At 61.7% G+C, this 21,103-nt stretch carries 21 protein-coding genes; 11 read left to right on the forward strand and 10 right to left on the reverse strand.

Features of this window, described 5'->3' with window-relative positions:
- Positions 1-399 precede the first annotated feature (399 nt).
- The 3 genes from hrpB to AC1DIJ_RS07530 all read left to right on the forward strand — a co-directional run bounded on the left by hrpB (position 400) and on the right by AC1DIJ_RS07530 (position 4,820).
- Positions 400-2,856, forward strand: a complete 2,457-nt coding sequence (gene hrpB, locus AC1DIJ_RS07520) for an ATP-dependent helicase HrpB (protein WP_477831383.1) — start codon at positions 400-402, stop codon at positions 2,854-2,856.
- 10 nt (positions 2,857-2,866) lie between these two features.
- Positions 2,867-4,177 (forward strand): ActS/PrrB/RegB family redox-sensitive histidine kinase, encoded by a 1,311-nt coding sequence (locus AC1DIJ_RS07525; RefSeq protein ID WP_112386075.1) that lies wholly within the window; start codon positions 2,867-2,869, stop codon positions 4,175-4,177.
- A 67-nt stretch (positions 4,178-4,244) separates the two neighbouring features.
- Positions 4,245-4,820: an ActR/PrrA/RegA family redox response regulator transcription factor gene (locus AC1DIJ_RS07530; RefSeq protein ID WP_112386052.1), complete on the forward strand. Its 576-nt coding sequence runs from the start codon at positions 4,245-4,247 to the stop codon at positions 4,818-4,820.
- Between the two features lie 19 nt (positions 4,821-4,839).
- On the opposite strand, the gene AC1DIJ_RS07535 is transcribed toward AC1DIJ_RS07530, so the two are convergent.
- Positions 4,840-5,334, reverse strand: a complete 495-nt coding sequence (locus AC1DIJ_RS07535) for an MmcB family DNA repair protein (RefSeq protein ID WP_112386051.1) — start codon at positions 5,332-5,334, stop codon at positions 4,840-4,842.
- Positions 5,335-5,515: 181 nt separating this feature from the next.
- On the opposite strand from AC1DIJ_RS07535, the gene AC1DIJ_RS07540 reads away from it, so the two are divergent.
- Positions 5,516-6,199, forward strand: a complete 684-nt coding sequence (locus tag AC1DIJ_RS07540; protein ID WP_112386050.1) for a L,D-transpeptidase — start codon at positions 5,516-5,518, stop codon at positions 6,197-6,199.
- 78 nt (positions 6,200-6,277) lie between these two features.
- Here AC1DIJ_RS07540 and AC1DIJ_RS07545 read toward each other — a convergent pair whose 3' ends face one another.
- The 6 genes from AC1DIJ_RS07545 to hslV all read right to left on the reverse strand — a co-directional run bounded on the left by AC1DIJ_RS07545 (position 6,278) and on the right by hslV (position 13,472).
- Positions 6,278-8,449 (reverse strand): malate synthase G, encoded by a 2,172-nt coding sequence (locus AC1DIJ_RS07545; protein WP_112386049.1) that lies wholly within the window; start codon positions 8,447-8,449, stop codon positions 6,278-6,280.
- Positions 8,450-8,537: 88 nt separating this feature from the next.
- Positions 8,538-9,938, reverse strand: coding sequence for a cytochrome P450 (locus tag AC1DIJ_RS07550; RefSeq protein ID WP_112386048.1), 1,401 nt, complete (start codon positions 9,936-9,938; stop codon positions 8,538-8,540).
- A gap of 51 nt (positions 9,939-9,989) precedes the next feature.
- On the reverse strand, positions 9,990-10,934 hold the full coding sequence (locus tag AC1DIJ_RS07555; protein ID WP_112386047.1) for a DUF1402 family protein: 945 nt from the start codon (positions 10,932-10,934) through the stop codon (positions 9,990-9,992).
- 189 nt (positions 10,935-11,123) lie between these two features.
- Complete coding sequence (gene hslU, locus AC1DIJ_RS07560; RefSeq protein ID WP_112386046.1) at positions 11,124-12,431, reverse strand: ATP-dependent protease ATPase subunit HslU; 1,308 nt, start codon at positions 12,429-12,431, stop codon at positions 11,124-11,126.
- Positions 12,428-12,949: a GNAT family N-acetyltransferase gene (locus AC1DIJ_RS07565; RefSeq protein WP_112386045.1), complete on the reverse strand. Its 522-nt coding sequence runs from the start codon at positions 12,947-12,949 to the stop codon at positions 12,428-12,430. The genes hslU and AC1DIJ_RS07565 overlap by 4 nt, the downstream gene beginning before the upstream one ends.
- Positions 12,942-13,472, reverse strand: a complete 531-nt coding sequence (gene hslV / locus AC1DIJ_RS07570) for an ATP-dependent protease subunit HslV (protein ID WP_112386044.1) — start codon at positions 13,470-13,472, stop codon at positions 12,942-12,944. The genes AC1DIJ_RS07565 and hslV overlap by 8 nt, the downstream gene beginning before the upstream one ends.
- 178 nt (positions 13,473-13,650) lie before the next feature.
- Here hslV and hisB point away from each other — a divergent pair, with 178 nt between their 5' ends.
- Genes hisB through coaA form a run of 7 tightly spaced genes read left to right on the forward strand, consistent with a single transcriptional unit; the run spans position 13,651 to position 18,311 of the window.
- Positions 13,651-14,259 carry an imidazoleglycerol-phosphate dehydratase HisB gene (gene hisB, locus AC1DIJ_RS07575; protein ID WP_112386043.1) on the forward strand — a complete coding sequence of 203 codons (609 nt, stop codon included), beginning with the start codon at positions 13,651-13,653 and terminating at the stop codon, positions 14,257-14,259.
- A 24-nt stretch (positions 14,260-14,283) separates the two neighbouring features.
- Positions 14,284-14,769: a DUF2628 domain-containing protein gene (locus tag AC1DIJ_RS07580; protein WP_112386042.1), complete on the forward strand. Its 486-nt coding sequence runs from the start codon at positions 14,284-14,286 to the stop codon at positions 14,767-14,769.
- Complete coding sequence (gene hisH, locus AC1DIJ_RS07585) at positions 14,769-15,419, forward strand: imidazole glycerol phosphate synthase subunit HisH (RefSeq protein WP_112386041.1); 651 nt, start codon at positions 14,769-14,771, stop codon at positions 15,417-15,419. Before AC1DIJ_RS07580 ends, hisH begins: the two co-directional genes overlap by 1 nt.
- A gap of 27 nt (positions 15,420-15,446) precedes the next feature.
- Positions 15,447-16,196 carry a 1-(5-phosphoribosyl)-5-[(5-phosphoribosylamino)methylideneamino]imidazole-4-carboxamide isomerase gene (gene hisA, locus AC1DIJ_RS07590; protein ID WP_477831366.1) on the forward strand — a complete coding sequence of 250 codons (750 nt, stop codon included), beginning with the start codon at positions 15,447-15,449 and terminating at the stop codon, positions 16,194-16,196.
- Entirely contained in the window at positions 16,193-16,981 is a 789-nt protein-coding gene (gene hisF, locus AC1DIJ_RS07595) for an imidazole glycerol phosphate synthase subunit HisF (RefSeq protein ID WP_112386039.1), read from the forward strand. Before hisA ends, hisF begins: the two co-directional genes overlap by 4 nt.
- 14 nt (positions 16,982-16,995) lie before the next feature.
- Positions 16,996-17,319 (forward strand): phosphoribosyl-ATP diphosphatase, encoded by a 324-nt coding sequence (locus AC1DIJ_RS07600; RefSeq protein WP_112386038.1) that lies wholly within the window; start codon positions 16,996-16,998, stop codon positions 17,317-17,319.
- Positions 17,316-18,311, forward strand: a complete 996-nt coding sequence (gene coaA / locus AC1DIJ_RS07605) for a type I pantothenate kinase (protein ID WP_112386037.1) — start codon at positions 17,316-17,318, stop codon at positions 18,309-18,311. The genes AC1DIJ_RS07600 and coaA overlap by 4 nt, the downstream gene beginning before the upstream one ends.
- 6 nt (positions 18,312-18,317) lie before the next feature.
- On the opposite strand, the gene AC1DIJ_RS07610 is transcribed toward coaA, so the two are convergent.
- The 3 genes from AC1DIJ_RS07610 to AC1DIJ_RS07620 form a co-directional block, all read right to left on the reverse strand.
- On the reverse strand, positions 18,318-18,929 hold the full coding sequence (locus tag AC1DIJ_RS07610) for an alpha-ketoglutarate-dependent dioxygenase AlkB (RefSeq protein WP_112386036.1): 612 nt from the start codon (positions 18,927-18,929) through the stop codon (positions 18,318-18,320).
- 1 nt (position 18,930) lies between these two features.
- Positions 18,931-19,365, reverse strand: a complete 435-nt coding sequence (arfB, locus tag AC1DIJ_RS07615) for an alternative ribosome rescue aminoacyl-tRNA hydrolase ArfB (protein WP_112386035.1) — start codon at positions 19,363-19,365, stop codon at positions 18,931-18,933.
- A 96-nt stretch (positions 19,366-19,461) separates the two neighbouring features.
- Positions 19,462-21,072: a phosphoenolpyruvate carboxykinase gene (locus AC1DIJ_RS07620; RefSeq protein WP_112386034.1), complete on the reverse strand. Its 1,611-nt coding sequence runs from the start codon at positions 21,070-21,072 to the stop codon at positions 19,462-19,464.
- Positions 21,073-21,103 lie beyond the last annotated feature (31 nt).

Here is a 21,103-nt window from a genome sequence, read left to right on the forward strand (position 1 = left end):
GCCAACCTTCAAGAAATCCTAGAGCGAAAGACTTCGTCGCCTGCAGCGCCGCCGCCCTCGTTCAGTGACGCGGCTTATACGGCTATCACCCGATAACAGTCAACAGCACCCAACAAAGTTTTTTGACATTTTTGTAACAGATTGATTTGGCTCGGAGATTCTCGCGATCTGTTTGATTGCCGCCGATCTCATTCTGCCCGGCTTTGATGCTGGAGCTCCCCAGCCCCGTTATTGCTTCGAAAATACCCGGTTTCCCGCTCGCCTTATATAGGAACGGGGCACCCCAATGCCGGAACGGCTTGCGCAACCCCCGGCGATCGCTAATTTCGCGGCAGTTTTCTTACAGGGACGCTCATCCGATAGCGGTGAGTGGATCGATCGACCGCAGGGGTAACGGACATAGTGTCTCTTCCAACATTGCCAGTCTCCGACGTCCTGCCTGCAATCGGCAGCGCGCTCGGCGAGTATCGCCGTGCCGTGCTTTCGGCGCCGCCCGGCGCCGGCAAGACGACACTGGTTCCGCTCTTCCTGCTGCAGCAGTCCTGGCGCGGCGACGGCAAGATCATTCTGCTTGAGCCGCGGCGGCTGGCGGCGCGCGCCGCGGCAGGCCGCATGGCATCGCTGCTCGGCGAACAGGTGGGACAGACCGTCGGCTATCGCATGCGTCTCGATAACCGGATCTCGGCAGCCACGCGCATCGAGGTGGTCACCGAAGGCGTCTTTGCCCGGATGATCCTCGACGATCCGGAACTATCCGGCGTTTCGGCCGTGATCTTCGACGAATTCCATGAGCGTTCGCTGGATGCCGATTTCGGGCTGGCGCTGGCGATCGACGTCCAGGGCGCGCTGCGCGAAGATCTGCGCATCCTGGTGATGTCGGCGACGCTCGATGTCGAGCGGGTCGCAGCTTTGCTCGGCAACCCACCTGTCATCGAAAGCATGGGGCGCAGTTTTCCTGTCGAGATCCGCTATCAGGACCGGCCGGGCGGCGAACGCATCGAGGACGCCGTCACCAAGGCAATCCTCGACTGCCACCTGAAAGAGGGCGGTTCGATCCTCGCCTTCCTTCCCGGGCAGGCCGAGATCCTGCGCACTGCGGAGCGGCTGACCGGCCGGTTTGGCGACGACACGCTGATTGCCCCGCTCTATGGCAATCTCAGCCAGAAGGAACAGGATGCCGCGATCCGCCCGGCGCCGCCAGGCAAACGAAAGATCGTGCTCGCTACGTCGATTGCCGAGACCTCGATCACCATCGACGGCGTACGCGTGGTTGTCGACAGCGGATTGCAGCGTCTGCCTGTTTTCGAGGCCTCGACCGGAATCACGCGGCTCGAGACGGTGCGGGTCTCCCGCGCGTCCGCCGACCAGCGGGCAGGCCGTGCGGGACGCACCGAGCTCGGCATCGCCATCCGCCTCTGGCATCAGGGCCAGACGGCGGCCCTGCCCGCCTTTACGCCGCCGCAAATCCTGTCGAGCGATCTCTCCGGACTGCTGCTCGATCTGGCGCATTGGGGCGTACAGGACCCTGCTACCCTCGCCTTTGCCGATCAGCCGCCGGCAACCACGCTTGCCGAGGCGCGGACACTGCTTGCCGATCTCGGCGCGCTCGGCAGCGATGGAGGCCTGATGGCACGCGGCCGGACGATACGCGAGCTCGCGCTGCCGCCGCGGCTGGCGGCGATGGTGGTTTCGGCGGGGGAGAACGGCGATGCCAAGGAAGCGGCCTTGCTTGCCGTGCTGATGACCGAACAGGGACTCGGCGGAACGAGCCTCGATCTCGAGGACCGGCTGCGGCGGTTCAAGACGGAAAAAGGCGAGCGGGCCGAATCGGCACGCAGGTTGGCCCAGCGGCTGGCTGCCGGTCTCGACAAGACATCATCGCCGACGCCGCCGACGGCCGGACAGCTGCTGCTGCATGCCTTCCCGGATCGGGTGGCGCTGCAGCGCGGCGCTCGCGGGCGGTATGTGATGGCGAATGGCCGCGGCGCGGAGCTTGCCGAAACCGAACGGCTGGCCGGCAGCCAGATGCTGGTGATTGCCGACCTGACGGGACGGGCTGCGCAGGCACGTATCCTTGCCGCCGCCGAGATCTCGCGAAGCGATGTCGAAGCCGAGCTTCCCGGCGCCATCAAGAGCGGCGAGCAGACCTATTTCGATCTGGCGAGCAAGCAGGTGCGGGCCCGGCGGGCAACGCGGCTCGGCGCCATCGTCTTCGACGAGACGCCCTTGCCGAGGCCCAGCGGCGAAGCAGTCGGCAGAGCGCTGGCCGACGGCGTGCGCCAGCTCGGACTTGGGCCGCTGCCTTTTTCCAAGGAAGCCGCCCAGCTTCGCGACCGGATCGGCTTCCTGCACCGGACGATCGGCGATCCGTGGCCCGACATGAGCGATGGGGCGCTGCTGGCGCGGCTCGACGACTGGTTCGTGCCGTTCCAGGGGGAGGCCCGCGGCATTGCCGAGATCTCCGCAGGCTCGTTGTCGAACGGCTTGATGGCACTTGTGCCGCACGCCCTGCAGCGCGATCTGGCGCGGCTGGCGCCGACGCATTTCGAGGCCCCGACCGGGCAGCGCCATCCAATCCAGTATGACGGCGAGGAGCCGTTGCTGACGATCCGGGTGCAGGAGCTTTTCGGCCTCCGGGAGCATCCGGCGATCAGCGGCGGCCGCCTGCCGCTGCTTCTCGAATTGACATCGCCGGCGCACCGGCCGATCCAGACGACACGCGACCTGCCGGGATTCTGGGCCGGATCGTGGAAGGACGTGCGCGCCGAGATGCGCGGGCGCTATCCGCGGCATCCCTGGCCCGAGCGGCCGGAAGAGGCAGCGCCGACGACACGCGTGAGGCCGCGTGGTACATAAGGACATGACGATGGTGGATGACGCCGAGAGCAAGACGCAGGAAGACAGGCATAGCAGCCGCAGACTCCGGCTGCAGACGATCGTGCGATTGCGCTGGCTTGCAGTCGCCGGTCAGGCGGTGACGGTGTTCATCGTCGCCTTCTGGCTGAAATTTCCTTTGCCGCTAATCGCCAGCTGCTCGCTGATTGCCGCGCTCGCCTGGGTGAACTTCTATCTGACCATTCGTTACCCGGCGACACATCGCCTGGAACCGCCGGCCGCCTTTGCGCTGCTCGGGCTCGATCTGCTGCAGCTTTCGGCGCTGCTTTTCATCACCGGCGGGCTTGCCAATCCGTTCGCCGCTCTGGTCTGTGTCCCCGTCATCATCTCCTTTGCCTCGCAGCCGATCCGCTACAGCACGGCGCTGATCGTCTTTGCGATGGTCTGCATCACCATTCTTGCCTTTTCGCCCTTCCCGCTTCCCTGGTTCGACGGCGTCGAGATCAACGTCCACAACGTCATGCAGTTCGGCGTCTGGTGCTCGATTGCCTCGACGATGGCCTTTGCGGCCTTCTACGCCTACCGCGTGTCGATGGAGGCAAGCCAGCTTGCCGATGCCCTTGCGGCAACCGAACTGGTGCTGCAGCGGGAGAAGCATCTCTCGCAGCTCGACGGTCTTGCCGCCGCCGCCGCCCATGAACTCGGCACGCCGCTGGCGACGATCAGCGTCGTTGCCAAGGAGATGGAACGCGAGCTGAAGGACGATGACCGGTTTCGTGAGGATGTGCAGCTTCTGCGCAGCCAGAGCGAACGGTGCCGCGATATCCTGAAACGGTTGACGAGCCTGTCTGCGGAAGGCGATGCGCATATGCGCCGGCTGCCGCTGTCGTCGATGGTTGAGGAGATCGTCGAGCCCTATCGCGAATCCGGTATCACGCTTGAGCTGATCGAGAAGAGCCCGCGCAAGGGCGAGCCGGTAACCGAGCGCAATGCCGGCATCATGTACGGTCTCGGAAACCTGATCGAGAATGCCGTCGACTATGCTCGCGAGAAAGTGACCATAACCGTCGAACACGACCATCGCCGTGTCCTGATCATCATCGAGGATGACGGCAACGGTTATGCACCCGACATCCTGACCCGGATCGGCGAACCCTACATGACCAGGCGGCAGAAGGAAGACACCGCAGGCGGCCTGGGGCTCGGGCTTTTCATTGCCAAGACGCTGCTTGAACGCTCTGGCGCGGCGCTGGTCTTCGAGAACCGCGATCCCGAAAGCGAGGGCGCCCGGATCCGTGTCGAATGGCCGCGCATGCTGATAGATGCCCATTCGACAAAATGACTTTATCGGCATAAAGACATGAGCAGTTGACGTATATCAGGGCGCGCAACCGCCGGGATTGAAGACCATGAACGAACAGACCAGCGAAATCCTTGCAATCTCCGAGCACGATATCGGTCCCGATGCGAGCCTGTTGATCGTCGATGACGACGGCCCGTTTCTGCGGCGTCTGGCGCGGGCTATGGAAACGCGGGGCTTTGCGGTCGAGACGGCCGAGTCCGTTGCGGAAGGTGTTGCGAAGTCGAAGGCGCATCCGCCGAAATATGCGGTGGTCGATCTTCGTCTCGGCGATGGAAACGGGCTCGACGTCATCGAAGCGATCCGCCAGCGCCGCGATGATACCCGCATCATCGTTTTGACCGGCTACGGTAATATCGCCACGGCAGTGACTGCGGTGAAGCTCGGCGCGGTCGACTATCTTGCAAAACCTGCCGACGCCGACGACGTGTTTGCGGCACTGACGCAGCGCCCGGGCGAAAAGGCCGAACTGCCGGAGAACCCGATGTCGGCCGACCGGGTGCGCTGGGAACATATCCAGCGCGTCTACGAGATGTGTGAGCGCAATGTTTCGGAAACGGCGCGGCGGCTCAACATGCACAGGCGGACGCTGCAGCGTATTCTCGCCAAGCGCGCGCCGAAGTAGGCGCGCCTAAAAACCGTCCTCAGATATCGTCGATGGCGAGCGGCTTGCCGTTCGCCCATTCAGCCATCATCAACCGCTGGGCGGCGGCGCGCGAGAAATTCAGCATCACCGACTTGCGGGTCGCCGGTGCCAGACGGTGTTCAGGCGCCTCGCGGATCATGTGCGCGCCGTAGCCGTCGGATAGAAACAGGCCGCACTCCTCCGGGAAGATGTCGAGCGGAACATCCTTGTGAGTGGCGAAGAAAAGGCGGTCGCAATGGGCGCGGTATTCCGGCCATTTGCGATCGACCCTGAAGTCCTCGATCGACGTCTTGATCTCGATGATCCAGATTTCGCCCTTCTCGGAAATGGTGATCAGGTCGGCCCGCCTGCCGCTTGCCAGCGGCAGTTCGGGAAGCAGCGCGTGACGCATGTCGTGAAGTAAAATCTGAGTCCCGCGGCGCACAAGCATAGCTCTGTCCGATTGCCGGCCATCTATTAACGGATTGTTATTGTAAACGCTCAAAATCGTCATGGATAACCGCCGGAAGAGGGTGCTTGTTGTTGCAAAAAAGCAATGCGCTTTTAATTTGCCGCTGCGGGTAACTTTTGTCGCGATGCAGCATCTTGCAAAGCCGAAGTTAATCGAAAATAAACCATAATCAAAGATGGTTCGGCGACCCCTCCCTGATTGCCCAAAAACTTAAGAGATATCCATGCGCATCCGCAATGCATTCCCTGTATTCGGCCTGATGGCAACACTTGCCCTCGCCGGTTGCTCTACCAGCTCCGAGAGCGCTTCCGTCGAAGATAAGGCCGCTGGCCCGACTGTCCAGACGGCGCAGATTTTCGACGACGCCTATGGCGTCAAGACGGATGCCGGATACTCACTGCCCGCCATCCCGATCCAGCGCGTGAAGCCGGAATTCCGCCGCCAGATCGTCAGCTACCAGAGCGACGAGCGCCCGGGCACGATCATCGTCAACACCCGCGAGCGGCACCTCTACTATATCCTGCCCGGCGGCAAGGCGATGCGCTACGGCATCGGCGTCGGCAAGGCAGGCTTTGCATGGGCAGGCACCGCCTACGTTGCCTGGAAGCAGGAATGGCCGAACTGGCACCCGCCGAAGGAAATGGCGGTCCGCCGTCCTGAGATCGCCAAGTATGTTGAAAACGGCATGGATCCGGGCCTGACCAATCCGCTCGGCGCCCGCGCCATGTATCTTTTCAACGAGCAGGGCCAGGACACGCTGTTCCGCCTGCACGGCACGCCGGAATGGGCTTCGATCGGCACCGCCGCTTCGTCGGGCTGCATCCGCCTGATGAACCAGGACGTAATCGACCTCTACAGCCGCGTCCGTCCGGGCCGCGCGACCTCGAAGGTCATCGTTATTCAGTAAGCGCTTTGCCTGATACGCTACAAGAAAAGGCCGCCGGAATTGCTTCCGGCGGCCTTTCTCGTTTTATTCTTTCAAGTCTCAGGCCGGTTGCGCGGCTTTCAGCTCCAGCCGGCGGCGATGGAGAACCGGCTCGGTGTAGCCGTTCGGCTGTTCTCGACCCTTGAGCACGAGATCGACGGCAGCCTGGAAGGCAATCGAGCGATCGAAATTGCCGGCCATCGGCTGGTAGGCGGCATCGCCGGCATTCTGCTGATCGACGACGGCGGCCATTCGCTTCATCGTCTCGACGATCTGCGCTTTGGTGACGACCTTGTGATACAGCCAGTTCGCCATGTGCTGGGCGGAGATGCGAAGCGTCGCACGGTCCTCCATCAGGCCCACGTTGTTGATGTCAGGGACTTTCGAGCAGCCGACGCCCTGGTCGACCCAGCGGACGACATAGCCGAGAATGCCCTGGGCGTTGTTGTCGAGTTCGCGCTGGATTTCCTCGGGCGTCCAGTTCGGCCGCGGCGCGACGGGCACCGAGAGAATATCCGACAGCTTTGCCCGAGCCCGGTCTTTCAGGCCGCGTTGAACGCCGGCAACATTGATCTTGTGATAATGCGTGGCATGCAGGGTTGCGGCTGTCGGCGATGGTACCCAGGCCGTATTGGCACCCGCTTTCGGATGAGCGATCTTCTGTTCCAGCATCGCCGCCATCAGGTCGGGCATCGCCCACATGCCCTTGCCGATCTGGGCATGGCCGGACAGGCCGCATTCGAGACCGATATCGACGTTCCAGTTCTCGTAGGCCGAGATCCAGGCCGCCTGCTTCATGTCCCCCTTGCGGATCATCGGGCCCGCTTCCATCGAGGTATGGATTTCGTCGCCGGTGCGATCGAGGAAACCGGTGTTGATGAAGACGACGCGCTCCCGCGCGGCGCGGATGCATTCCTTGAGATTGACCGTTGTGCGGCGCTCTTCATCCATGATGCCCATCTTGATGATATTCGTGGGCATGCCGAGCAGCTCTTCGACGCGCCCGAAGATTTCGACGGCGAAGGCGACTTCCTCGGGGCCGTGCATCTTCGGCTTGACGACATACATCGAACCCTCGCGCGAGTTCTTGCGGCGGCCGTTCGGGCCGACGTCGTAAAGCGCGATCAGACCCGTCACGACCGCGTCCATGATGCCCTCAGGCACTTCGTTGCCATCCCGGTCGTGAATCGCCGGATTGGTCATCAGGTGGCCGACATTGCGCACCAGCATCAGCGAGCGGCGGTGCAGCTCGAAGGTGGAGCCATCAGGCGCCGTGATCTCGCTATCCGGATTGAGCTTGCGGATGAAGGACGAACCGCCCTTCGAGACTTCCTCCTGCAGATCGCCCTTCATCAGGCCGAGCCAGTTCCTGTAGACGACCACCTTGTCTTCGGCATCGACGGCAGCGATCGAATCTTCGCAGTCCATGATGGCCGTGATCGCCGATTCCAGCCAGACATCCGAGATGCCAGCCGGATCGGTCTTGCCGATGGCCGTCGACGAGTCGATGACGATCTCGATGTGAATGCCGTTATTCTTGAGCAGGATGTGGGTGGGCGCTTCGGCAGAGCCCCGGTAGCCGGCGAAATGTGCGGCGTCCTTCAGCGGCAACGCTTCTCCATCGACGTCGGTGATCGCAAGCGTTGAACCCTCAACCTTCAGGCTGCCGACATCTTTCCAGGAGCCGCCTTCGAGCGGCACGGCACTGTCCAGGAAGTCGCGAACCCAGGCGATGACCTTTTCACCGCGCTTCGGATTGTAGCCCCTGCCCTTCTCCGCGCCGTCGGTCTCGGGAATTGCATCCGTGCCGTAGAGCGCATCGTAGAGCGAGCCCCAGCGGGCATTGGCGGCATTCAGTGCGTACCGGGCGTTCATGACCGGAACGACGAGCTGCGGACCAGCGATCGAGGAAATCTCGGCATCGACATTGCTGGTCGAGACGGTGAAATCCGAGCCTTCGGGCAGGAGATAGCCGATCTGCCGCAGAAAGGCCTCGTAGACTTCCATATCAACGGGCGCGCCATTCTTGCGGTACCAGCCGTCGATCTCGGCCTGCAGACTGTCGCGCTTTGCGAGTAGCTCGCGGTTCTTCGGCGCGAGATCGTGAACGATCTTCGAGAAGCCGGCGAAAAATGCTTCCGCGTCGAGGCCAAGACCAGGCAGCGCTTCCTTGACGAGAAAATCATGAAGGACGGGCTCGATCGACAGACCGTGCTTTTCAATGGTGCTCATACAATATTCCTCCGGCAGACGGAAAAGGGTGATGGTGCCACTTTGCGCCGCTTTCATTCATAGTCAATTGTTCAATAGTTAGAAAGATTTATGCCTGACCGGAAAGAGTGCGGGGCGTAACCCGCATCGGTAGGCCATTCTGCGGCTGCGTCGTCAGTTTCTGCACCGGCCACGGGTTGGTTTTCTCGGTGACATCAAAGCGGAAGCGCTTCATCAGCACCGCAAGTGCAATCACCGCTTCCTGCAACGCGAAGGTTGCGCCGATGCAGACGCGCGGTCCGGCTCCGAAGGGCAGGAACTGGAAGCGGCCGATCTTCCCGCGGTTTTCCGGCAGGAAGCGTTCGGGCATATAGGCCCGCGGTTTTTCCCAGTAGAGTTCGTGGCGGTGCAGCGTCCACGGCATGATCAGCACCGTCATGCCGGCATGGATATCGACCCGCTCTCCCTTGGCATCGGTCCAGCTGTCATCAGCGATGGCCGCGCGGTTGATAGAGGGCGCCGGCGGATAAAGACGGAGCGCCTCTTCGAAGGCCGCCCGGGTCACCGGCATCAGATCCAGCCATTCGACCGGCTCTGCACCGCTTGCGAGAATGCGGTCGATCTCTTCCTCCATCGCTTCGCGGATATGCGGGCTATTGGCGATGCAATAGAGCGTCCAGGCGAGCGCACGGGCCGTGGTTTCATGACCGGCGCCGATGAAGGTCAGGATATTGTCCTCGATCTCCTCGTTCGTCAGGCCATCAGGCCCCGCCTGTTCGAGCAGCAGCGTCAGGAAATCCTCAGGCACGGCGGCGCGGTCGGCACGCATCTGCTCGAGGCGCAGATCCATCGTCCGGTGAACCATGTTGCGGAACTGATCGAGAATCTTCTGGCCGCCGATCCGCGTGATGCGCGGCACCCAGGACGGCGCCCTCATCAGATCCATCGGATCGACGCGGCCCATGCGATGCAGCAGCGCATTGACGTCACCGGCGAAATTATCCGAGACCGAGGCGATCTCGCCTGAAAACAGCGTATCGGCGAGGATCGCGAAGGTGAGCTCGGTCATATCGGCGGCGATATCGAAATTGCCGCCCGCCTCGTATTTCTCCGCATAGAGCTCGGACTGCTGCAGCATCTGCCCGGCGAAGCCCTTCGCGTGCCGTGGGGTGAAAACCGGGGCAACGGCCTTGCGGGAACGCTTCCAGACAGGACCTTCGGCGGTCAGCAGACCATCGCGCAGGATTGGCCGCAGTACCAGCTGGCGAATATCCGACATCCGGTAATTCGAAGCATTGTCGACCAGCACATGCTTGATGAGGCCGGGATCGTTGACGATGATCGTGCTGTCACGGAAGAAGCGGGTCTTAATCCAAGGCAGCGTGTAGGACGGTTCGCCCCAGAGCTCCAACGGATTGCGCAGGATGGTGCGGATGATCTCCAGCCGTGACGGCGGCACGCTGCGCGGCACCGGTGCGGGTGGGACGAAGGGATCCGGACGCATGTCCATGATATTTCAGCCTTTCGTGGAAGATTTGGGCCTTCCCGGCAAGGCAGAAGGTTAGTTCAGTGCCTTCAGCTCGTCCAGCTTGTCGTTGATCAGCCAGCCGTAATAGTTCTCTTCCGGCCAAACTGTCGCACCGCCGTGGTTTTTGGCTGCGATCGCCGAAGCACGCTGGCGGGAGTTGCCGACATTGTAGAGAGTCGCCGTCAGGCCCGGATTGTCCGAGATATCCATGCCGGCGATCCGCTTGTAGTCGTCGATCGAGGTGCGGACGGAGGCGGCAACGAAGGCCAGAGAAATATCCGGCTGCATGATCGCCTTGTAGACGCCACTGGCATCCTTCTCGCTGAGCTTCGGATAGCCCGAGACGCGGGTGACGAGATCGGACAGCATCAGGGCGGTCAGCGGATTGATTTGCCCAAGGCCGAAAGTCTGCCCGGCATAGAAGGGCTGGAAGAAGACGGCGCTGAAGCGGTTGTCCGGAAATTTCTTGCCGCCGACCGTCTTGCCGCGGAAGTCGGTTTCCCAGACGTCCTCGCGGCAGCTCCAGAGCTGATAGGAATCGCTTTTGCCGTTGCATCCGGCAAATTCCGGGCGGCCGATGAAGGTATCGACATCCTCGCCGTCATAGGCAAAACGGAAGCTTTCGCCTGCGTAAGACGCTGCCTTGACGTAATAGGACTGCAGCCGGTCATAGGCATCGACATTGTAGGTATGCTCACCGACCAGCGCGCCGATGATATGGATCGGTTCGATACCATAGGCGGCGGCGGTCTTGCGGATCTTGCCCATCAACTCGTGATCGGTCGACAGAAGCTCATAGATCTTCTCGTACTTGCGATCGAAGGTCGTCTTGGTACCCTTGGTGCGGCGGACCGAAGCGCCAGGGACCGGCGGCTGCTCGACGTTGCGATTGCCGGGCGGCACGGTCTGCATGGCATAGGCCGGCGCCGAGGCGAAGGCCGTTACGGCGATCAGAAGGCATGTCAAAAGGCGTCGCACGATCCGCTATCCCGTCGAGTTTGTCGTCCTGTCTGCGAAGCGCGGTGACTGAACCAGAATCTTGTCCTAATAAAGCCGCGCCCGCAAAAGAAACCGGGCCCTTCACTAAAAAGTAAAAGGCCCGCTGTCGAGGGTTCGATCGTCAAAATCGCCTACGCGAAACGCAAAGCATTTCGCGCATTGGGAAATTTAAAGGATGAACCGGGAGAGATCGGTATTGTTGGCGAGATCGCCGACATGTTCCCGGACGTAATCCGCATCGATGGTCACGGCGCTGCCGCCACGATCCGGCGCGTTGAACGAGATTTCGTCCAGCACCCGCTCCATGACCGTCTGCAGGCGGCGGGCGCCGATATTCTCGACCGTCGAGTTCAGGTGAACCGCAACATCGGCAAGCGCGTCGATCGCGTCGCTGGTGAAGTCGAGGCTCAGTTCTTCCGTCTGCATCAGCGCCCGGTACTGGCGGATGAGGCTGGCCTCCGTCTCCGTCAGGATGCGGCGGAAATCCTCCTTGCTGAGCGGCCGGAGCTCGACACGGATCGGCAGGCGGCCCTGCAGTTCCGGCAGAAGATCCGAAGGCTTCGAGACGTGGAAGGCGCCCGACGCGATGAACAGGATATGGTCGGTCTTGACCGGACCATACTTGGTCGAAACCGTCGTTCCCTCAACGAGCGGCAACAGGTCGCGCTGAACACCTTCGCGAGACACGCCGGCACCCATGCCGCCATCGCGGGCAGCGATCTTGTCGATCTCGTCGAGGAAGACGATGCCATCGTTCTCGACGGAGCGAACCGCTTCGCGCTGGATGACTTCGTTGTCGATCAGCTTGTCGGATTCGTCGCGGATCAGATCGGTATAGGATGCCTTGACCGTCGTGCGGACCTTCTTGGTACGGCCGCCCATCGCCTTGCCGAACATATCGGACAGGTTCAGAACGCCGATATTGGCGCCCGGCATGCCGGGGATGTCAAAGCCGCCCATGCCCGAACCGGAATCGGCGACTTCGATATCGATTTCCTTGTCGTCGAGCTCGCCGGTGCGAAGCTTCTTGCGGAAGCTATCGCGTGTTGAAGGCGAGGCCGTTGCGCCGACCAGAGCATCGAGCACGCGCTCTTCGGCGCTCATATGCGCCTTGGCTTCGACTTCGGCGCGCTTCTTGTCGCGAATGAGCCCGATGCCGATCTCGACGAGGTCACGGATGATCTGTTCGACGTCGCGGCCGACATAGCCGACTTCGGTGAACTTGGTGGCTTCCACCTTGATGAAAGGCGCGCCGGCGAGCTTGGCAAGACGGCGGGAGATTTCCGTCTTGCCGACGCCTGTCGGCCCGATCATCAGGATATTCTTCGGCATTACTTCATCGCGCAGGCTCTCGTCGAGCTGCTGGCGGCGCCAGCGGTTGCGCAGCGCAATCGCCACGGCGCGCTTGGCGTCGTGCTGGCCGATGATGTGACGATCGAGTTCGGATACGATCTCGCGGGGGGAAAAGGTGGTCATGGCAAATCCGTTTCTTCGGGTGCGTCCAGCGCCATGAAATGGGCAGGACCATAGATGGATGTTCTTGTATCGACGTAGCGAAAGCCGGCTTTCTCGTAGGCCCGGATCGCCGCCTCGTTTTCCGGATGAGGATCGATGACGATCCTTGTAGTGCCCGCGGAGAAAAGCTCGCCGGCGATCTGCCGGATGATGGCGCTGCCGTGGCCCTTGCCGATCAGCTGGGGAATGCCGATCGAGATATCGAGACCGAGCGTGCCTTTCGGCTGGTCTTGATAAGGATGGCCGTCTTCAAGATGCGGATCGTAATGCTGGAGATAGGCGATCGGCTGTCCTTCCAGCTCAACGATCATTGGCCGCGTTTCAATGCTTTCCACGGCTTCGACGACATGCTCAGCATTCTGCTGCGGATCCCCGTCCCACCATTTCGCTACATGCGGCTCTGCGAACCACCGGCTCAGCACAGGGATGTCCCCGGCCTCGACATCGCGGAAATGATAGCGGGGTCCGTCCTCAGCCATCGGTGTCCAGCGTTTCGACGATGATGTTGTGGTTGGTATAGACGCAGATATCGGCGGCGATACCGAGCGCCTTGCGGGCAACCTCTTCGGCCGACTTATCGCTGTCGAGCATCGCAAGCGATGCAGCGAGCGCAAAATTGCCACCGGAGCCGATCGCCATCGTGCCATGCTCCGGCTCAAGAACGTCGCCATTGCCGGTGACGGCAAGGGTGACAGTCTTGTCGGCCACCAGCATCATGGCTTCGAGGTTGCGCAGATATTTGTCGGTGCGCCAGTCCTTGGCAAGCTCGACGGCCGCGCGCATCAGCTGGCCCGGATACTGTTCCAGCTTCTTCTCGAGGCGCTCAAGCAGCGTGAAGGCATCGGCAGTGGCGCCGGCGAAACCGGCGATCACTTCGCCGCCCTTGCCGATACGGCGAACCTTGCGGGCATTGCCCTTCATGACGGTCTGGCCGAGGCTCACTTGGCCATCGCCAGCCATGACCACCTTGCCGCCTTTTCGAACTGTAATAATCGTTGTCATAAAACATCCTTGCCCGGATGCCGGGCGCTTCTGGTCAGGCCGCTCACCGGCCCTGTTGAGACCTATGTAAGTGGGCTTCGGCCGATTGCAAATGGCGCCGTTTTTCTGCCGCCCCGCTTCTGGATATTTTAGGGAACGCCTGATATGGAACCCGCGTCATTCCCGATGGAGCAGCCATATGGCCGAGACAGCAGCAAGCCGCACGGGCGCCGTTTCCCGCAAGACCAACGAAACCTCGGTTTCGGTTTCGGTCAATCTCGACGGCACCGGCAAGTCGAAGATTTCGACGGGCGTCGGCTTCTTCGACCATATGCTCGACCAGCTGTCGCGACATTCGCTCATCGACATGGAGATCGAGACACAGGGCGATCTGCATGTCGACGACCATCACGCTGTCGAAGACACCGGGATCGCGATCGGCCAGGCAATTTCGAAAGCGCTCGGCGACCGCCGCGGCATTACCCGCTACGCCTCGATCGACCTTGCCATGGACGAGACGATGACAAAGGCCGCAGTCGATCTTTCCGGCCGCCCGTTCCTCGTCTGGAACGTTGCGTTCAGCGCGCCGAAGATCGGCACGTTCGATACGGAGCTGGTCCGCGAATTCTTCCAGGCGCTCGCGCAGAACGCCGGCATCACCTTGCATGTGCTCAACCATTATGGTGCCAACAACCACCATATTGCAGAGACCTGCTTCAAGGCCGTTGCCCGCGCGCTGCGTACGGCGACAGAGATCGATCCGAGACAGGCGGGCCGTGTTCCCTCGACGAAGGGCACGCTCGTCTGAGCCCCTTAAGGGAGCTTGACGACATTGACTTCCAGCTATCTGTTTCTCACCGCGCCTGACGGAGCCGATACCGGCCACGAGAAGACGCGCGTCATCCGCGACGGCTTCACGTTTCTTGGTTTCTTCTTCCCATGGCTGTGGCTGCTGGCTCATCGCCTCTGGCTGCATGCCGCCGCCGCTTTTCTCGCACAGGCTATCGGTGGCATTCTGATGGAGCGGCAGGGTCTGTGGCCGGCCGGCTTTGCGATCACGCTCGCAGCCAGCCTGATCGTTGCGCTCGAGGGGCAGAACTTTCGTATCCGCAGCCTCGCCGCCAAGGGCTGGAACGAGGATGCCATCGTTACGGCCGACTCCGTCGATGCGGCCGAAGAGATCTATTTTTCCGGTATCGAGACCATCGAGCAGGACAGCAGCGTGCCGGCACCGGAATGGGAGCGACATCGACGCTCCACCGGCCGCCACGGCAACGCTACGTCTCTTGGTCTCTTTGGTTTTGATGGAGGACGCTGATGCGCGTCGCAATTATCGACTACGGCTCGGGCAATCTGCGCTCGGCAACGAAAGCCTTTGAACGCGCATCGCGCGAGGCCGGTATCGACGCCCATATCGATTTGACGGACAAGGCGGAAGACGTTGCCGCTGCGGACCGGATCGTGCTCCCCGGCGTCGGCGCCTATGCCGATTGCCGCCGCGGTCTCGATGCCGTGCCTGGCATGGCCGAGGTGCTGATCGAGGCGGTCGAGAAGAAGGCAAAGCCCTTCCTCGGCATCTGCGTCGGAATGCAGCTGATGTCGTCGCGCGGTCTGGAAAAGACGGTCACCCAAGGCTTCGGCTGGATTCCCGGCGACGTCAAGGAAATGACGCCTGACGATGCCTCGCTGAAGATCCCGCAGATCGGCTGGAACACGCTCGATATCAGGTCTCCGCATCCGCTCTTCGACGGTATCCCCACCGGATCGGACGGGCTGCATGCCTATTTCGTGCATTCCTATCATCTGGCGGCAGAAAACGCGTCTGATGTCATCGCGACCACCGGGTATGGCGGTCCAATGACCGCCTTTGTCGGCCGCGACAACATGGTGGGCGCCCAGTTCCATCCGGAAAAGAGCCAGAAGCTCGGCCTCGCCCTGATCACCAATTTCCTGCGCTGGAAGCCGTAAGGCTCGCGCGAAGCAAGGACAGACATCATGATCCTCTTTCCCGCCATCGACCTGAAGGACGGCCAGTGCGTCCGTCTGAAGCTCGGCGATATGGACCAGGCGACGGTCTACAATCCCGACCCTGCCGCACAGGCCAAAGCTTTCGAAGACCAGGGTTTCGAATGGCTGCATGTCGTCGATCTCAACGGCGCCTTTGCCGGCGAGAGCGTCAACGGCGCGGCCGTCGATGCGATACTGAAAGCGACGAAGAACCCGGTGCAGCTCGGCGGCGGTATCCGCACGCTCGATCATATCGAAAGCTGGCTGTCGCGCGGTCTGGCGCGCGTCATTCTCGGCACGGTCGCGGTTCGCGATCCGGCGCTTGTCATCGAAGCCTGCAAGGCCTTTCCGGGCCGCGTTGCCGTGGGCATCGATGCCAAAGGCGGCAAGGTCGCCGTCGAGGGCTGGGCCGAGGCCTCGGAGCTCGGCATTATCGAGCTGGCGAAGAAATTCGAAGGTGCCGGTGTCGCGGCGATCATCTATACCGATATCGACCGTGACGGCATCCTTGCCGGCATCAACTGGGCCTCAACGCTGGAACTAGCTTCTGCCGTCTCCATCCCCGTCATTGCCTCGGGCGGCCTCGCCTCTATCGCCGATATCGAGCGGATGCTGTGGCCGGATGCCCGCAAGCTCGAAGGCGCGATTTCCGGCCGCGCGCTCTATGATGGCCGTATCGATCCGGCGGAAGCGCTTTCGCTGATCAACGCGGCCCGCGCCAAGGAGATCGCACAATGACGCTGAAAGCCCGTGTCATCCCCTGCCTCGACGTCAAGGACGGCCGTGTCGTCAAGGGCGTCAACTTCACCAATCTGATCGATGCCGGTGACCCCGTCGAGGCCGCGAAAGCCTATGACGCTGCCGGTGCCGACGAACTCTGCTTTCTGGACATCACCGCGTCATCGGACAATCGCGAGACGATCTTCGACGTCGTTTCGCGCACCGCCGAACAGTGCTTCATGCCGCTGACGGTCGGCGGCGGTGTTCGCACCATTGCCGATATCCGCAAGCTGCTGCTCTGCGGCGCCGACAAGGTCTCGATCAATTCGGCCGCCGTCAACAACCCTGATTTCGTCGCCGACGCTGCCGACAAGTTCGGCGACCAGTGCATTGTCGTCTCGATCGACGCCAAGCGCCGCCGCACGCAAGCCGTCGGGCAGGACAACCTCAGCGCCTGGGAGATCTATACCCATGGTGGCCGCAACGCGACCGGCATCGATGCCGTCGAGTTCGCGCAGAAGATGGTCGCCCGCGGCGCCGGTGAGCTGCTCGTGACCTCGATGGATCGCGACGGTACCAAGATCGGCTACGATCTGGAGCTGACGCGAGCGATTGCCGACAGCGTTCGCGTCCCCGTCATCGCCTCCGGCGGCGTCGGCAGCCTCGACGATCTTGTGGCGGGTGTGAAGGAAGGCCATGCGACGGCGGTGCTGGCCGCTTCGATCTTCCATTTCGGCACCTATTCCGTCGGCGAAGCGAAGCGCTATATGTCTTCAAACGGCATTGCGATGCGGCTCGACTGAGTGAAAGCGATAGAATGAGCGGATTTTCCCTTTCCGATCTGGAAAAGATCGTCGACGAGCGGTCGAAAGCATCTCCGGACGAATCCTGGACGGCCAAGCTTGTCCTGGCCGGGCAGCCGAAAGCAGCCAAGAAGCTTGGTGAAGAGGCAATCGAAGCCGTGATGGCGGCGGTGACTGATGACCGGGTTAACCTGACCTATGAGTCGGCCGATGTCCTCTATCACCTTTTGGTCGTATTGAAGATTGCAGGCATTCCGTTGCAGGATGTCATGGCCGAACTTGAGCGGCGGACCGCTCAGTCCGGCCTCAAGGAAAAGGCCAGCCGGCAGAGTTCATGAGTATCGTGTCGCAAATCATCGGAGCGCCCGAGGCGCTCGATCACTTCCAGGCGAATTCCTATTCGCCCTATCACTTCTTTTCCTCTGAGGAATGGTCGAAGTTCCGCGCCGATACGCCGCTGACACTGACCAGCGAGGAAGTCACGCGGCTGCGCTCGATGGGCGATCCGATCGACCTCGACGAAGTCAGGCGCATCTACCTCTCGCTGTCGCGCCTGCTGTCCTCGCATGTCGAGTCGTCGCAGTTGCTCTTCGAACAGCGCAACCGCTTCCTCAATCTTGAGGGCGTGGCCAAGACACCCTTCGTGATCGGCATTGCCGGATCGGTTGCCGTCGGCAAATCGACGACCGCGCGCGTCCTGAAAGAGCTGCTGCGCCGCTGGCCGTCGAGCCCGAAGGTCGACCTGATCACCACCGACGGCTTCCTGCATCCGAATGCCGTGCTGGAACGCGAAAACCTGATGCAGCGCAAGGGCTTTCCGGAAAGCTACGACACTGGAGCGATCCTGCGTTTTCTTTCGGCGATCAAGGCGGGACAGGCGGACGTCAAGGCGCCCATCTACTCGCACCTCGTCTATGACGTCATCCCGAACGAATACAAGATCATCGACCGGCCTGACATCCTGATCTTCGAGGGCATCAACGTGCTGCAGTCTCGGGATCTGCCGGCTGACGGCAAGATCGTGCCGATGGTTTCCGATTTCTTCGACTTCTCGATCTATATCGATGCCGAGGAGAAGCAGATCCATAACTGGTACGTGCACCGCTTCATGCGCCTGCGCGAAACCGCCTTCCGCGACCCGAATTCCTACTTCCACCGCTACGCCTCGATCAGCGAAAAGGAAGCGCTCGGCATCGCCGAGGGGCTCTGGGCCAACATCAACCTGAAGAACCTGCGCCAGAACATCCTGCCGACCCGCCCCCGCGCCGATCTGATCCTGCGCAAGGGACCAAACCACCTGATCGAACAGGTGGCTCTCAGGAAGCTTTAGCCGGATTCACGGCGTCACACGCCTTAACGTCAGATTGATCCGGCCGCCGCTTTTCAGCAGCGTCGAGGTGGCGGGATAGATGCGATCGACACCGTGGAAGCAGAGGCGGCCTTCGCCGCCGAGGACGATGACGTCGCCGCTTGCGAGCTTCAGCGATTGGGTACTGTTGGTTCGCGTGGTTCCGCCGATGCGAAAGAGGCAGGTGTTGCCAAGCGAGACGGAAACGACCGGCGCGCGGAGATCCTGCTCGTCCTTGTCCTGGTGCAGGCCCATCTTGGCGTCGTCGGCGTAGAAATTGATGAGGCAGGCCTGCGGCGGCAGGTGATAGCCGGAAACGTCGTTCCAGATCTGCATGAGTGCGTTCGGGATGGGCGGCCAGACCTCTCCAGTCAGCGGATGGACCGGTTGATAGCGATAGCCGCGCTCCTTGTCCGTCACCCACCCAAGCTCGCCGCAATTGCTCATACGCACCGACATCGGTTTGCCGGTGCCGGGCATGACGGGCGTGAACAGAGGCGCGGCGGAGACGATCTCGCGGATCGTCTCGATCATCGTCTCCTGACGCGGGCGATCGAGATAACTTGGAAAATGCCTGATGCCGCTGGAGATTTCGAGCATGTCAGTCTCCGGCCGGCCGGCCGCGCATCTTCTTGACCTCGGATCGTCCCGACTTTTCCTTCAAACGGCGCTCAACAGAGCCTTTGGTCGGGCGGGTCTTCTTTCGCGGCGGCGGCGGTGGTTTGGCGGCTTCGAGAACCAGCTCCTTGAGGCGCTCGCGGGCATCCTCGCGATTACGGTCCTGGCTGCGGAAGCGGCTTGCCTCGATCATCAAGACGCCGTCCTTCGACATGCGTCTTCCGGCGAGCTTGATTGCATTCGCCTTGACGCGCTCCGGCAGGGATGGCGAGCTCTCCAGGCTGAAGAACAGCTGGACTGCGGTCGAGACCTTGTTGACGTTTTGCCCGCCAGGGCCACCTGCCAGAACGAACTGTTCCGTCAGCTCCCATCCGGCGATGGTGATCCGGTCGTTGATATAGAGCGCGTCGCTGGCCATTCTCGACCTATCTCACATCATCCGGACTTTTGGAACACGCAAAGAAAAACCCGGCGGTCGCCCGCCGGGTTTCACGTGAATCATCAGCCGTTTAGATTATTCGGCAGCGATCTTCAGGCCCGGGGCCGCGTCGCGGACGCCACCATCGACATGGTCCTCGAACTTGGCGAAGTTGGCGATGAACATGCCAACCAGCTTTTCGGCCTGGCGGTCGTAGGCTGCAGCATCGGCCCAGGTCGAGCGCGGATCGAGGATACCGTTGTCGACACCATCGACCGACACCGGAACGGCAAAGCCGAAGTTCGCATCGGCGCGGAAATCGGCCCTGGCGAGTTCGCCCGAGAGAGCCGCAGCCAGCAAAGCGCGCGTCGCCTTGATCGGCATGCGCTTGCCGGTGCCGTAAGCGCCACCGGTCCAGCCGGTGTTGACGAGCCAGCATTCGACGCCGTGACGGCCGATCAGCTCCTTCAGCAGATTGCCGTATTCAGCCGGATGACGCGGCATGAAGGGGGCGCCGAAGCAGGTCGAGAAGGTTGCTTCCGGTTCGGTCACCCCCTTTTCGGTACCCGCGACCTTTGCGGTGTAGCCGGACAGGAAGTGATACATGGCCTGTTCAGGCGTCAGTCGGGCAATCGGCGGCATGACCCCGAAAGCATCTGCCGTCAGCATGATGATCGTCTTCGGATGCGCGGCAAGACCGGTCTTCGAGGCATTCGGAATGAAGTCCAACGGATAGGCGCAGCGGGTATTTTCCGTCAACGAGCCATCATCGAAATCCGGCTCGCGCTGTTCGTTCAGCACGACGTTTTCGAGAACCGTGCCGAAGCGCTGCGTCGTCGCGTAAATCTCTGGTTCGGCTTCTGCCGAGAGACGGATGGTCTTGGCGTAGCAGCCGCCTTCGAAGTTGAAGATGCCGTTTTCGCCCCAGCCATGCTCGTCATCGCCGATCAGCGTGCGGGCCGGATCGGCCGACAGTGTCGTCTTGCCGGTTCCCGACAGGCCGAAGAAAACCGCACTATCGCCATCCGGCCCGGCATTGGCCGAGCAGTGCATCGGCATGACGCCCTTGGCCGGAAGCAGGTAGTTGAGGACGGTGAAGACCGACTTCTTCATTTCACCGGCGTAGGACGTGCCGCCGATCAGCACGAGACCCTTGGTCAGGTCGCAGGCAATGACCGTTTCGCTACGGCAGCCATGGCGGTCCGGATCAGCCTTGAAGCTCGGCAGATCGATGATCGTTAGCTTCGGCACGAAGGTCTTAAGCGCTTCGAGCTCCGGGCGGATCAGCAGATTGCGGATGAACAGCGAGTGCCAGGCAAACTCGGTGACGACACGCGACGGCAGAGCATGACCGGCATCGGCACCGCCAATCAGGTCCTGCACGAAAAGCTCCCTGCCCTTTGCGTGAGCCAGCATGTCGGCATGCAGCACGGCGAAGTGCTCCGGCGACATCGGCTTGTTGTTGTCCCACCAGATCTGCGCTTCGGTATCGGCATCGCGGACGACAAACTTGTCGCGCGGCGAACGGCCGGTGTGCTGGCCGGTCAATGCGCGCAGCGCGCCCTGGGCGGTGAGTTCGGCTTCTCCACGGCGAATCGACTCTTCATAGAGGGAGGCGGCGGTAAAGTTATAGCGGACGCTTGCAGCGCCCTCCAAACCGATCGTCGCCAGCGCTACCGCCGGGTTATGAACTCCGAACGTTTCCATCGCTCTTCCCTTTGCTCAGGCATACAGCCGT

The sequence above is a fragment of the Rhizobium sp. 10N427 genome (assembly GCF_056394605.1).

Excerpts from the sequence above, each read along its gene's own strand:
- AC1DIJ_RS07525 (WP_112386075.1), top strand. The coding sequence starts at position 2,867 with ATGGTGGATGACGCCGAGAGCAAGACGCAGGAAGACAGGCATAGCAGC.
- AC1DIJ_RS07530 (WP_112386052.1), top strand. The coding sequence starts at position 4,245 with ATGAACGAACAGACCAGCGAAATCCTTGCAATCTCCGAGCACGATATC.
- AC1DIJ_RS07535 (WP_112386051.1), bottom strand. The coding sequence starts at position 5,334 with ATGACGATTTTGAGCGTTTACAATAACAATCCGTTAATAGATGGCCGG.
- AC1DIJ_RS07540 (WP_112386050.1), top strand. The coding sequence starts at position 5,516 with ATGCGCATCCGCAATGCATTCCCTGTATTCGGCCTGATGGCAACACTT.
- AC1DIJ_RS07545 (WP_112386049.1), bottom strand. The coding sequence starts at position 8,449 with ATGAGCACCATTGAAAAGCACGGTCTGTCGATCGAGCCCGTCCTTCAT.
- AC1DIJ_RS07550 (WP_112386048.1), bottom strand. The coding sequence starts at position 9,938 with ATGGACATGCGTCCGGATCCCTTCGTCCCACCCGCACCGGTGCCGCGC.
- hslU (WP_112386046.1), bottom strand. The coding sequence starts at position 12,431 with ATGACCACCTTTTCCCCCCGCGAGATCGTATCCGAACTCGATCGTCAC.
- AC1DIJ_RS07565 (WP_112386045.1), bottom strand. The coding sequence starts at position 12,949 with ATGGCTGAGGACGGACCCCGCTATCATTTCCGCGATGTCGAGGCCGGG.
- hslV (WP_112386044.1), bottom strand. The coding sequence starts at position 13,472 with ATGACAACGATTATTACAGTTCGAAAAGGCGGCAAGGTGGTCATGGCT.
- hisB (WP_112386043.1), top strand. The coding sequence starts at position 13,651 with ATGGCCGAGACAGCAGCAAGCCGCACGGGCGCCGTTTCCCGCAAGACC.
- hisH (WP_112386041.1), top strand. The coding sequence starts at position 14,769 with ATGCGCGTCGCAATTATCGACTACGGCTCGGGCAATCTGCGCTCGGCA.
- hisA (WP_477831366.1), top strand. The coding sequence starts at position 15,447 with ATGATCCTCTTTCCCGCCATCGACCTGAAGGACGGCCAGTGCGTCCGT.
- hisF (WP_112386039.1), top strand. The coding sequence starts at position 16,193 with ATGACGCTGAAAGCCCGTGTCATCCCCTGCCTCGACGTCAAGGACGGC.
- AC1DIJ_RS07600 (WP_112386038.1), top strand. The coding sequence starts at position 16,996 with ATGAGCGGATTTTCCCTTTCCGATCTGGAAAAGATCGTCGACGAGCGG.
- coaA (WP_112386037.1), top strand. The coding sequence starts at position 17,316 with ATGAGTATCGTGTCGCAAATCATCGGAGCGCCCGAGGCGCTCGATCAC.
- AC1DIJ_RS07610 (WP_112386036.1), bottom strand. The coding sequence starts at position 18,929 with ATGCTCGAAATCTCCAGCGGCATCAGGCATTTTCCAAGTTATCTCGAT.
- arfB (WP_112386035.1), bottom strand. The coding sequence starts at position 19,365 with ATGGCCAGCGACGCGCTCTATATCAACGACCGGATCACCATCGCCGGA.
- AC1DIJ_RS07620 (WP_112386034.1), bottom strand. The coding sequence starts at position 21,072 with ATGGAAACGTTCGGAGTTCATAACCCGGCGGTAGCGCTGGCGACGATC.